Below are 11,556 nucleotides of genomic sequence, written 5' to 3' on the forward strand. Positions count from 1 at the left end.
GGGCACAGCACTGCCGGAATACCAGAAGGCATCCCGGCAGCACTTAGGAGTTACTTGTCTTCGGTCTTGTCTTCGGAGATGACGTCGGCGGCTTCAGCTGCCGGGGCCTGCGCTGCCGGTGCTTCCGCGGCCGGGGCCTCGGCAGCCTTTTCGGCCTCAGGTGCCGCCTCTGCAGCAACGGTCTCTTCAACAGCTGACGCCTTGGCTTCGCCTTCGGCGCCGACGAGCAGCTCGCGCTCCCACTCGGCCATCGGCTCTGCCGGCGCTTCGGTGTTGCCCGATGCCTTGTTGTTGCGCGCCATCAGGCCTTCAGCAATAGCGTCGGCCACCACGCGGGTCAGCAGATTGACGGAGCGGATAGCGTCGTCGTTACCCGGAATCGGGAAGTCGACCTCGTCCGGATCGCAGTTGGTGTCCAGGATGGCGACAACCGGGATGTTCAGCTTCTTGGCCTCGTCAATGGCGAGGTGTTCCTTCTTCGTGTCGACAATCCAGACGACGGAGGGGGCCTTCGTCAGGTTGCGGATACCGCCGAGGTTGGTCTGCAGCTTGGTCAGCTCGCGGCGCAGGAGCAGCAGCTCCTTCTTGGTGTGGCCGGAGGAAGCGACGTCGTCGAAGTCGATCTCTTCGAGTTCCTTCATGCGCTGGATACGCTTGGCGACGGTCTGGAAGTTGGTGAGCATACCGCCCAACCAGCGCTGGTTCACGTACGGCTGGCCAACCCGGGTGGCCTGATCGGCAATGGCTTCCTGCGCCTGCTTCTTGGTACCCACGAACAGGACGGTGCCGCCGTGTGCAACCGTGGCCTTAACAAACTCATAGGCACGGTCGATGTAGGACAGCGACTGCTGCAGATCGATGATGTAGATGCCGTTGCGCTCCGTGAAGATGAAACGCTTCATCTTCGGGTTCCAACGACGGGTCTGATGTCCAAAGTGGACGCCGCTGTCAAGCAGCTGGCGCATGGTTACGACGGGCATGCCGGCGCTCCTTCTATATTTGACGGTTATTAGCCTCGTACCCCGGCAGACAATTCTGCTGGGGCTTGCTCCTGGCGCCCAGAACACCTCATAACCGAGATTCGTTTTCACTCATCCTCGGACCGAAAGAGGCGTAATCCGCTTGTTCCATGCATTAGAGACCAATATCAGTCGCTGACGGGACCTAGCGGTTTGGGCACGCGTAGTCAGTCTGCACACAGCAAACTGCTCCTTTTATCGTACTACAGCCGGGACGCTCTCCCGGGCCCCGCCCGGAACACTACTCCTGCACAGGGCGAGATTCGAGCATCTCGGTCCCCAACCGACCGCTGGGGCTAGTTCGGCACCCATTCCGGCGACAGGCTGGACGCATGAAACAACGACGACGGCGACCTGCCGGACCGCGTCTGCTGGTGCTGGGCACCCTTTCGCTGCAACTGGCCTTCCTCCTGTCTGTGAGCGGCTGCGCCGCTGCCCCCGCCAGCCCGCACAGCACCGTGGGCCTGAACAGCCCGACGGGACTCTCGGTGTCCGCGGAGTCCTCCGTATCCCAAGAAACCGCAACAGTGCCGCTCGCTGCTGTCCCGGCGGACCTCGCTGAGGGTCCGTCCGAGAAGTTTCGGTTTCCTTCCAACAAAGGATTCCAGCCTCCGGTCCCCACAGCATTCCAATTTCATCCCCCTACCGGAGCGTTTCAGTCCGCCACCCGCACCGGGACACTTCCGCCCCCCACCACCGCCGGGACAGGGACACTTGAGCTCCCCGCCCGCACCGGATCGCGCGGAACTGCCGCCGTAAAAGCTGGCTGGAAGTGGCCGCTGACGCCGCGCCCGGCGGTCATCCGCTCCTTTGACCCGCCGGCACAGCCGTGGCTGTCCGGGCACCGCGGGGTTGATCTTGCGGCGCCTCCGGGTTCCATCGTCATTGCCCCGGCCGGCGGCATCGTTACCTTCGCCGGCTGGGTAGTCGACCGCCCCGTCCTGACGATCACCCACCCGGACGGACTCCGGAGCAGCTTTGAACCGGTGGAGTCCGGGCTAAGCGCCGGCACTGCCGTCGCGGCGGACGAGGCTATCGGCACGGTCGCGGCCAGTCGGCACTGCGCACCCGCGGACTGTCTGCACTGGGGTGTGCGCCGCGGCGCCGACTATATTGACCCGCTGCAGTTCGTCACCGACCGGAGGCCATCAATCCTGCTTCCGCTTGATGCATCGTAGGGTGCCGTTCTGGCGCCTCAGACGATCGCGGAGATTCCCGTGATGGCCCGGCCGGTCACCAGGGTATTGACTTCGTGGGTGCCCTCGTAGGAGTAAATCGCCTCGGCGTCGGCAAAGATCTTTGCCATTTCATAGTCCGTGACAATGCCATTGCCGCCCAGAATGCTGCGGCCCAAAGCGACGCTCTCGCGCATCCGCGCCGTCGTGAAGGCCTTGGCCAGCGTCGACTGCTCGTCCTTGGCCACGCCCTCGTCCTCAAGCTGCGCCAGCCGGACCATCATGCCCATCGAGCTGACCGCGTTGCCCAGGATCTGTACCAGCTGATCCTGTACCAGCTGGAAGGACGCCAGCGGGCGGCCAAACTGCTGACGCTCCACCGCGTACCGGCGAGCCACATCGAAGGCAGCAAGCTGCTGCCCCACGGCCTGCCAGGCCACGCCAAGACGCGTCACCTTCAGCACCTTGTTGGTATCGCGGAAGCTGTTGGCCCCGGCCAGTTTGAACTCATCCGGAACCACCACATTGGTCAGCGTGATATCCGCGTTCTGCACGGTGCGCAGCGAAATCTTGTTTTCAATCTTCGTCGCGGCATAGCCCTCGGTCTTGGTGTCCAGCAGGAAGCCCTTCACCTGGTTATCGGCCACGTCCCGGGCGAAGATCAGCACCCAGTCGGAGAAAGTAGCATTGCCGATCCACCGCTTGGCGCCGTTCAGAATCCAGTTGTCACCGTCACGCTGGGCGGTCGTCCGGGTTCCGCCGGCAACATCCGAACCCCCCAGCGGCTCGGTCAGCCCGAAGGCACCGATCTTCTTCAGAGAGTAGATATCCGGCAGCCAAGCAGCCTTCTGCTCCTCGGACGCCAGCTCCTCAACGGAACCAGTAAACAGACCATCATGGACACCCACGAACGTGGCGATGGAGGCATCCGCCCGCGTGAACTCTGCATGCACCATCCCGGCAAAAACGTTGGAATATCCCTGGCGACGGACCGGGCTGACCACGTCCAGCTCCGCCAGCTTCGGGATAATCTCCATCGGGAAATCGGCGCGGTTCCAGCAATCGACAGCAATCGGCCGGACCTCCTTGGTCAGAAAATCCCGGACCTCCTGTAGCCGCGCACGTTCGGCATCGCTTAGGAGGTGTTCAAAAGAATAGAAATCGCCATCGGCGTAAGGGAGATTATTGAGGTCAATGGCCTTGGACATCGGCGTTCCTTCGCTCGTGATCCTGCTGATCTGAAAGGTTGCCCGAAACAGGATCCGGATTAGTTACTCATGAGTAACATACCGCAGTTATCCTCCGGCGGCAAAGACTTCCAACGGGGCTGCAGCGGACGACAAAAGATCTGAGGTCCACCCTCTGTCCCCTGGCCAGCTACGCCGGGACTTTTGGCCAGCCGCGCGGCGATTCACAGCCGCGGATTTATCTCCACGGTTCCTCCGAAAGTTCACATTCTGACCGTGAGCCGCTGCACAGTATGCTGTGGAAAGTATTTGCCGGATGGCAGTACGCGTTATTTACGCCGGATGGCAGTACGCGTTATTTGCGCCGGATGGCAGTTACAGGGGTCCCGCTGGTCATTGACGCACCTGTCATTATTGGGGAATCTAATGAAGAGTCTTTTGACCTGAGCTTCGACAGGTACATCGCACCGACGGTCGCAAAAATTGTCTACATTCTTGCGATGGTCGGAATTGGCCTAAGCTATGTGATCTTCGTCATCGCGGCGTTCAACCAGAATGGACTTTTAGGGTATTCGTCCTGCTGCTTCTCGGACCGATAGTCGGATTGTTGTACCTCGTCTTCGTCCGCATCGGGTTGGAATCCCTGTTGGCCAGCATCAAAACGGCGCAGAACACCGCCGCGCTGGTGCGGCTCGCTGGCGGAAATCTGCCACCGGAGGAAGGCGTCTATCCGCCGCCCTATGGCCAGGGTCCGGCCCAGCCCTACCCGGGCCATCCCGCTACCCCGCCGACGCGCTAAAGGCCGGCCCGGCAACGACTGAACAGATGAAGGTCCGGCCCCCGCAGGGACCGCACCTTCATCTTGCCGGACCTTCAATCTTGTCTGTAGGGCTACTCGGACTTGAACCGAGGACCTTAGGATTATGAGTCCCGCGCTCTAACCAGCTGAGCTATAGCCCCATGCGCACGCACCGAAACGGCCGTCTTAGCCATCCTAATAGGTCTGAAGCCAGCTTCCGCGCATTTACCCGTCGGGCCGGGAGTGAAGCAGGAATTGCCGATCGGCTGCAGCGTCTTGTGGTTTCGGACCGAGCTCCCGGCCACAGATCCCAGAATTCAAACCCCGGATTCCGGAAGCCAGCCCTAGACCTTGGACCCCAGACCCCAGACCCCAGACCCCAGACCCTAGACCGCATAGTCCTCGTACCGGCCGCCGCGGTACAGGTCTTCGAAGGTGTCCAGCGTCTTGGCCAGGCCATGCTTTTCCACCATCTCGTGGCTGGCCTCACCCATGGCCGCGCGGTCTTCTGCGGGAAGCTGCAGAATAGTGGTGATTTTCTGCGCCAGGTCGCTGCTGTCCCCGGGCGTGAACAGGTATCCGTTGCTGCCCTCCCGCACCAGGTGCGGCAGTGCCATGGCATTGGCCAAAACCACGGGGGTGGAGGCGCTCATGGCCTCCAGTGTGACCAGTGACTGCAGCTCTGCGGTGCCCGGCATGCAAAAGAGATCCGCTTGAATGTACGCCTTGCGCAGGTCCGCATCGCTGGCGAGACCGAAAAACTTGACCCGGTCCTTCAGCCCCAGGCGTTCCGCCTGAGCCTTGAGCGCGGCTTTGACCTCCCCACCGCCGACAATTTCCACGTGGACGTTGAGCTCTGCCGGCGTCTTGGCGACGGCGTCAAGCAGGACATCAACGTGCTTTTCTTCCGCCAAACGCCCGGCAAAGAGCACCGTTGGATGTTGGTGCCGTTCAATGTCCTCGCCGGGCTGGAGCTCATAGACTGCCGAATCGATTCCGTTGGAGAGCGGGAGCACCTGTGGCAGGAAGGCGTGCCGGTGCATGGCCTTAGCAGCCAGCGGCGTGGGAGTAGTGATCACGTCCGCACGGCCCATGACCTTGCCCATGTCCTTCCATGACACCCGCCCGATAATGTTCTTGAGCCACTGCGGAAACGGTAGGAAAGGATTCAGGTTTTCCGGCATGAAATGATTCGTCGCGATGATCCGGATACCGCGGCGCTGGGCCTCGTACACAACCTGCTCGCCGATCATATAGTGGCTCTGGACGTGCACCACGTCCGGTTCAATCCGGTCAAAAAGCAGGCTGATGTCCTTCTTGATTTCCCAGGGCAGGCAGACGCGGAAATACTCATGCGTCGGCACCGAATGGGCACGGAGCCGGTGCACCGACGCCTCCCTGCGGAACTCGGTGAAGCTTTTCCCCTTGTCCGCGCGGCATGCGAGGACGTGGACGTCGTGGCTGCGCGCGGTCATCCCCTTGGCCAGACGGTAGCTGAACATTGCCGCGCCGTTGATCTGGGGAGCGTAGGTGTCTGCAGCAATCAGGACGGTCAGGCGCTTCGGTTGAACTTCGGGTTCCGTGCGGGCCTCCGGTGCGTGCTGGGCCGCGGCCCGGTGGTGCGGTTCGGTGCTCTGTACGGATGTCACTGAAATTACTCCTGGTGGCTTCTCACGCGACCGGTTCCCACCGGGTCCGCGCGCGCCGGGATTCCCGGCCGACGTGTTTTGACGCTGACGACTGGACTCCCCCACACCGGGCTACCGCTTCGCGGTTTTTTTCGAGCCCTTTTTATGGTCCTTTCGGGATGCGTCTCTCTGTTTGACCACATCGGGATGGTGTCGGGACAGCGCTACGACTCCCACGATAGCAAGCAATGCGGCTCCGGCCATGCCAATGGCAATCACTGCGGGCACGTCGGGGCGGAGCTCGCCCAGAATGGTGATGCCAATCGCGATACCCACAATGGGGTCGATCACCGTCAGTCCGGCAATCACCAGATCAGGCGGTCCGCTGGCATAGGCGCTTTGCACGAACCAGGAGCCCAGCCCGCCGGCGGCGGCAATGGCAATAATGGAATACCACTGCACGTTCAGCAGAAAAAGACCGTTCGGATCGAAGAGCTGCTTTGAAATGATCCTGGTCAGCACCGCGACGAAACCGAACAGGGCCCCCGCCCCGAGGATGTAGAAAAATGCCTTCAGCCGGTGCTTGAAGAGCACCATGCAGGTGCCCAGAAGCCCGACGACGACGGCCAGCAGCAGGACGACCGTCAGCTCCTCCGCCACCGTGACATGCGTGTTTTCGCGCACCACATTGACGGCGAGCAGCACGAACAGTGCACTTCCCGTGACGCATAACGAGATCGTTACGACGGTGGCACGGTTGAGCCTGATGTTCTGATCCTTGGCATTGACGATCGTTGTGATGACAAGGGCAATCGCCCCGATCGGCTGAATCACGGTCAGGGTTCCCAGGGTCAGAGCCACCACGTTAAGAGCCATGCCGGCGGTCAACAGCAGCAGTCCCAGCACCCAGCGCGGATTGCGCAGCAGTCGAAGAAATCCGTTCCCGCCCAGAGCCAGGCCGCCGGTGTTGGCCTGAACTGCACTGCCCTGGCGCTGGGCGCCGAAGGCCAGAAAAAACGCGCCGGCTACGGCGCAGGTCACAGCGAGCCACATCACGGGGCACCGTCTCCGGCCCGGGGGCCAGGGGACAGTGGTTCGTTCGGCAGCGAACCATCGGGTATCCGTCCCGCGCTGCGGAGCTGGCGGTGTTTGCGCAAAATAGCCCAAAAGTAGCTGTTGGCCGCGATCAGGTGACCCACTATTCCTATCGTCAGGAAGATCCAGGCGAGAATCTGGAGCGCATTCGGCTCCGAGCCCACCGCCTTCGCCAGCAGGAGCAGCGGAGTGCCCAGCAGAAGCGCGGCGATCCGGACTTTTCCCAGGATGCTGACCGGCAGATCCGGATGCCAGCGGAAGAACACGATGCACATGGTCAGCAGGACGGCGTCCGGAACCACCAGTGCGGCCAGCAGCCACCAAGGGGCGAGGCCGGCGATCACCAGAGTGATTGCCACGGCGGTCAGCGCCAGCCGGTCGGCGATGGGATCAAGCACTCTCCCCAGCCGGGACATCTGATCAAAACGGCGTGCCACATAGCCATCCACCCAATCGGTGCCGCCCATGATGGCCAGCACCAACACGCCGAAGCCGTACTGCTGTTCGGCGAGGACGAGCCACATGAAAAGTGGCACACCGAGAAAACGCAGCACCGTGAGCACATTGGGGACGGTGAGGATCACCTCATGATCCGTCAGGGTTTCACCGCGCCGGGTTCCCGCTCCGATCAGTCTCACGCCGTCCCCCTCCTCCGTCTCACGCTCATTCCGCTGCCGTTATCCTCTTACGTGGCGAGTGCTTCGCATCCGGCAGCGGACCGTCATTACTTCCGGATCAATTTTCGCAGGAATATCAGCAGGATCGTTACGGACACCAGGAAGACGCCGACCGGAACCCAGCGGTCCCTGGCCGTCTGGGCGGCTGCCGACCCGGACAGATCGGCGAGCCCGCGGCGCGCATCCCTGGCGGCGTCGTCGGCCGTAATCTTGGCCTTGTGAATCAACGTCCGGGCGTCCTTCCGGACATCCGCATGGGCCATGATCGTTGCCCGCAGCCCGAGCAGATGCTCGCGCCGCGCCGCCGTCCGCTGGCTAAGCTCGTGTTCGGTCGGGGCGGGGCCGTTCAAGGCTGCCTTTGCTTCCTTCTCCGCCTTGGCGCGCTTGGACTTCGCAGTCTTCTCGGCCTTCTTGGCCTTGGCCTCGGCCTTGGTCAGCGGCTTTGCCACCAAGGTGGAAGTATTGAACTTAGCGCCTTCTTTGACAACTCCGACGTCGTAGCGGAGACCGGTGATGGCCTGCTCCGGCTTCAGAGGCAACGCCTTCTTGAGCCTGAGCGCGCCGATCAGGCCGGCGATCAGGAGAACTATCAAGAAGAACGCGCCGACCAGCAAGGCCGCCAGCCAAGCCGGCATGATCGTGGCCAGCCCCATAATGGCCGCCACAACAAGCGCCACCACCAGAAGCGCCAGGAAGATCAGGGCCACGGCGAAGAATGCGGAAGCGATGCCCAGAGCTATGCCTTTGCGTTTGAGCTCCGCCTTCGCCAGGGAAATCTCATCGTTCAGCTGCTTGGGCACCAGCCGGGACGCCAGCTTGAGCGCGCCCATCAAGGTGGACCCGCTGCCCGCGGAGTGGACCTCCAGGGGGCCGGCCTTAGCGTGTCGAGCACTACTCATCGGAACCGCCTCCATCATTGGAACCTGCGAACGCATACGGACCGCACGCGCACGATGCGCCGAGCTCCCCGGCACTCTTACTTCTCAAAATTACCATCGAGCTGGGCCTCGCCGAGCCGCTGCCGGACGGCGCCGAGGGCAGCCACCACGCGGCTGCCGACCGGCCCGCGGACGAACCCGTTTGGCCGCCCATCATGCCTTGAGGAGTTTGTTCTTATCCTCAAGCTCCCGACCAGTGACCTCGGGCATCTTGGTCTTCACGAACCAGAAGGACAACGCGGCGAAGACGGCAAAGCCGCCGTACACAAAGCCCAGTCCGACGGCGGCGCTGAGGATCGGGAACAACAAGGTGACGACGAAGTTGAAGATCCAGTTGACCATCGCGGTCAGCCCAAGGGCCAGGGTCCGGATGCGGTTCGGGAAGATCTCGCCCAGAACCACCCACATCACCGGTCCCCACGTAGCCGCGAAAAAGATCACGAAAATGTTGGCACCGACCAAGGCGACCGCGCCCCAAGGTGCGGGAAGGGAGACATTGTTTCCGCTGCCGGTGGCCTGCGAGAATGACACGGCCGCCGCGAGAAGGCCGAGGAACATACCGGCGGAACCGGCCAGCAGGAGCCTGGTGCGGCCCACCTTATCCACGAAAAAGATGGCCACAAATGTCAAGGCGACGTTAATAACCGCGGTAATGACCGACGTCGTAAATGAGTCCTTTTCGCTGAAACCGACCGATTGCCACAAGGTGTTCGAGTAGTAGAAGATCGCATTGATGCCAACCAGTTGCTGCAGCGCCGCAACTGCCATGCCGACCCACAGGACCGGTTGCAGTCCCAGTTTTGGTCCGCGCAGTTCCCGGAAGCTGGTTTTTTCCTCGCGCTCAAAACTGTCGCGGATTTCCTCAATGCGGGCATCGGGATCCCGGGAGCCAACCACGCTGGCGATGACTTTGCGTGCCTCATCGACTCTGCCGACACGGATCAGATATTGCGGGGATTCGGGAATGCCGAGGGACAGTGCGCCATAAACCGCTGCCGGCAGAACGCCCACCAGCAGCATCCAGCGCCAGGCCGACAGACCCAGCCAGAACTGGCCCAAGGCGCCACCGGCAGAATCGGCCAGAAAGGCATCCGAGAGCAGTGCCAGAAAAATACCCGAGGTGATGGCGAGCTGCTGCAAGGATCCCAGCGCCCCACGCATTCGCGCCGGCGCCACTTCAGCAATATATGCCGGGGCAATCACTGACGCGGTTCCGATTGCCAGACCGCCGATGAAACGCCAGATCATCAGATCCCAGGCGGCGAAGGAGAGGCCTGCGCCAAGCGAGCTGGCAATGAAGAGGACCGCGGCCAGCACCATCACTTTTTTGCGGCCCCAGAGATCCGCCAACTGGCCCGCGAACCAGGCACCGGCGGCACACCCGAGTAGCGTAACCGCCACGACAAAACCTAGCACCGCGGGGTCCAAGGCAAATTCCGCCCGGATGGCCTCGTTGGCACCGTTAATCACCGCCGTGTCGAACCCGAACAACAGCCCGCCCAGAGCCGCCGCTATGGTCACACCGATAATCTTTCCCCGTTTTGGTGTTGCGCCGTGCTGTTCGGAACTCATGCTCTCTCCTCTGCTGGTCCAGGCTTTAGGATAAAGACTTGGCCTTCTGCTGTCGGGAATTCCGCCGGATGTCCACTGAAACTACCAGCATACTGACTGACGTGGGGCACGCCACGGCTCGTAACCATCAGAGGAAGATTCTTGAGCTCGCACGTCCATCCGGGGGACGCTCTCTCCCGCCGGCAAAAACTGGTCTACGTTCTGATTCTTGGCATGCTCACGGCGCTGGGTCCGTTCACCGTGGATCTCTACCTGCCGGCATTCCCGATTCTCGAACATGACCTCAATGCCAGCGCCGCGGCTATCCAGCTCACACTGACAGCGACCACCCTGGGATTTGCACTAGGCCAGCTGGTGGTCGGTCCCTTCAGCGACAAGTTCGGGCGTCGGATGCCACTCATCCTGGCCACTGCTGTTCATGTGCTTGCATCAGTGGGGGCTGCGTTGTCCACGGACATCACTATGCTGGGGGTTTTCCGCGTGCTTCAGGGCGTCGGAGCGGCTGGCGGCGGTGTCGTCGCGATGGCGATGGTCCGGGACCTGTTCAGCGGCTACCCGTTGGTTCGCATGCTGTCACGGCTTGCCCTGGTGAACGGTATGGCTCCGATACTGGCGCCGGTGATCGGTTCCCAGCTCCTGGGCCTCGTGGCGTGGCCGGGCATTTTTTGGTTCCTGACCGCATACGGATTTATTGTGCTGCTTGCGGCCTCCTTCTTCATCGTCGAAACACTGCCGGCTCAACAACGGCGCCGCTCCGGTGCCACGATGCGGCAGCGCTACCGCATCCTTTTCGCCGACCGGATCTTCGTGGGCACGCTGCTGGTCGGCGGACTGAATTTCGCGGGCCTGTTCACCTACCTTTCCGCATCTCCATTCCTCTTCCAGACGGTCTACAAATTTTCCCCGCAGGAGTACGGACTCCTCTTCGGAATTAACTCGTTAGGCATCGTTACCGGTGTGCAGGTCTCCGCGCGTTTGCTGCGTCGGCTCGGACCGCAATGGGTCATCGCCGCCGCCAGCGCGGTCCAACTGCTGATGGCTGCCCTGATTGTCATCTTCGATCAGCTGCAGCTGGGCCTGTGGGGCGTCATGCTGCCACTGTGGTTCTACATCATGGCCACGGGCTTTGCCTTCCCCTGCATCCAGGTCCTGGGACTCTCCAAACACGGCGCCCAAGCCGGCACTGCAGCGTCGCTGCTGGGCGCTTCCACCTTCGGCTTCGCCGGACTCGTCTCCCCTCTGGTCGGACTGGTCGGCGTGGGCAGCGCAACCCCAATGGGGGCAGTTATGGCGGCCTGCATCGCGCTGTTGGTGCTGTCCCTATGGATTGTCATTAGACTGGCAAATACGGCGTGATGGTACGGCTAGTCCGGGTAGGTGGTACTGCTCGTTTCGGCTAGGGGGTACCGCTGGAGGTGGGGCTGTGGTCCTCTTGGGAAATGGGCGGCATATTCGGTGCGGCCGCG

General features: G+C 62.0%; 11 protein-coding genes and 1 tRNA gene. 4 read left to right on the forward strand and 8 right to left on the reverse strand.

Annotated features, from left to right (window positions below):
* Nucleotides 1-50: 50 nt before the first annotated feature.
* Nucleotides 51-980 (reverse strand): 30S ribosomal protein S2, encoded by a 930-nt coding sequence (gene rpsB, locus QMG52_RS18405; RefSeq protein WP_283561878.1) that lies wholly within the window; start codon nt 978-980, stop codon nt 51-53.
* A 371-nt stretch (nt 981-1,351) separates the two neighbouring features.
* On the opposite strand from rpsB, the gene QMG52_RS22005 reads away from it, so the two are divergent.
* Nucleotides 1,352-2,197, forward strand: a complete 846-nt coding sequence (locus QMG52_RS22005; RefSeq protein ID WP_349361757.1) for a M23 family metallopeptidase — start codon at nt 1,352-1,354, stop codon at nt 2,195-2,197.
* A 17-nt stretch (nt 2,198-2,214) separates the two neighbouring features.
* Here QMG52_RS22005 and QMG52_RS18415 read toward each other — a convergent pair whose 3' ends face one another.
* Nucleotides 2,215-3,402 carry an acyl-CoA dehydrogenase family protein gene (locus QMG52_RS18415; RefSeq protein WP_283561879.1) on the reverse strand — a complete coding sequence of 396 codons (1,188 nt, stop codon included), beginning with the start codon at nt 3,400-3,402 and terminating at the stop codon, nt 2,215-2,217.
* A 272-nt stretch (nt 3,403-3,674) separates the two neighbouring features.
* Between QMG52_RS18415 and QMG52_RS18420 the strand changes: the two genes are divergently transcribed.
* Both QMG52_RS18420 and QMG52_RS18425 read left to right on the forward strand, forming a co-directional pair.
* Entirely contained in the window at nt 3,675-3,980 is a 306-nt protein-coding gene (locus tag QMG52_RS18420) for a DUF4282 domain-containing protein (protein ID WP_283561880.1), read from the forward strand.
* 47 nt (nt 3,981-4,027) lie between these two features.
* Nucleotides 4,028-4,180 carry a hypothetical protein gene (locus QMG52_RS18425; RefSeq protein ID WP_283561881.1) on the forward strand — a complete coding sequence of 51 codons (153 nt, stop codon included), beginning with the start codon at nt 4,028-4,030 and terminating at the stop codon, nt 4,178-4,180.
* Between the two features lie 87 nt (nt 4,181-4,267).
* Here QMG52_RS18425 and QMG52_RS18430 read toward each other — a convergent pair.
* The 6 genes from QMG52_RS18430 to QMG52_RS18455 form a co-directional block, all read right to left on the reverse strand.
* Nucleotides 4,268-4,341, reverse strand: a tRNA-Ile gene (locus QMG52_RS18430).
* 225 nt (nt 4,342-4,566) lie between these two features.
* The gene (locus QMG52_RS18435) at nt 4,567-5,736 is read right to left on the reverse strand and encodes a glycosyltransferase (protein WP_283561889.1); all 1,170 of its coding nucleotides are present in this window, start codon (nt 5,734-5,736) and stop codon (nt 4,567-4,569) included.
* A 204-nt stretch (nt 5,737-5,940) separates the two neighbouring features.
* Nucleotides 5,941-6,864, reverse strand: a complete 924-nt coding sequence (locus QMG52_RS18440) for a DMT family transporter (RefSeq protein ID WP_283561882.1) — start codon at nt 6,862-6,864, stop codon at nt 5,941-5,943.
* Entirely contained in the window at nt 6,861-7,541 is a 681-nt protein-coding gene (locus tag QMG52_RS18445) for a CDP-alcohol phosphatidyltransferase family protein (RefSeq protein ID WP_283561883.1), read from the reverse strand. The genes QMG52_RS18440 and QMG52_RS18445 overlap by 4 nt, the downstream gene beginning before the upstream one ends.
* Nucleotides 7,542-7,627: 86 nt before the next feature.
* Nucleotides 7,628-8,479 carry a phage holin family protein gene (locus QMG52_RS18450; protein WP_283561884.1) on the reverse strand — a complete coding sequence of 284 codons (852 nt, stop codon included), beginning with the start codon at nt 8,477-8,479 and terminating at the stop codon, nt 7,628-7,630.
* Between the two features lie 192 nt (nt 8,480-8,671).
* Nucleotides 8,672-10,090, reverse strand: a complete 1,419-nt coding sequence (locus tag QMG52_RS18455; protein ID WP_283561885.1) for a sugar porter family MFS transporter — start codon at nt 10,088-10,090, stop codon at nt 8,672-8,674.
* Nucleotides 10,091-10,231: 141 nt separating this feature from the next.
* On the opposite strand from QMG52_RS18455, the gene QMG52_RS18460 reads away from it, so the two are divergent.
* Complete coding sequence (locus QMG52_RS18460; RefSeq protein WP_283561886.1) at nt 10,232-11,446, forward strand: multidrug effflux MFS transporter; 1,215 nt, start codon at nt 10,232-10,234, stop codon at nt 11,444-11,446.
* Nucleotides 11,447-11,556: the final 110 nt, after the last annotated feature.

Origin of the sequence: Paenarthrobacter sp. PH39-S1 (assembly GCF_030063245.1) — a bacterium.
Classification (GTDB): domain Bacteria; phylum Actinomycetota; class Actinomycetes; order Actinomycetales; family Micrococcaceae; genus Arthrobacter_M.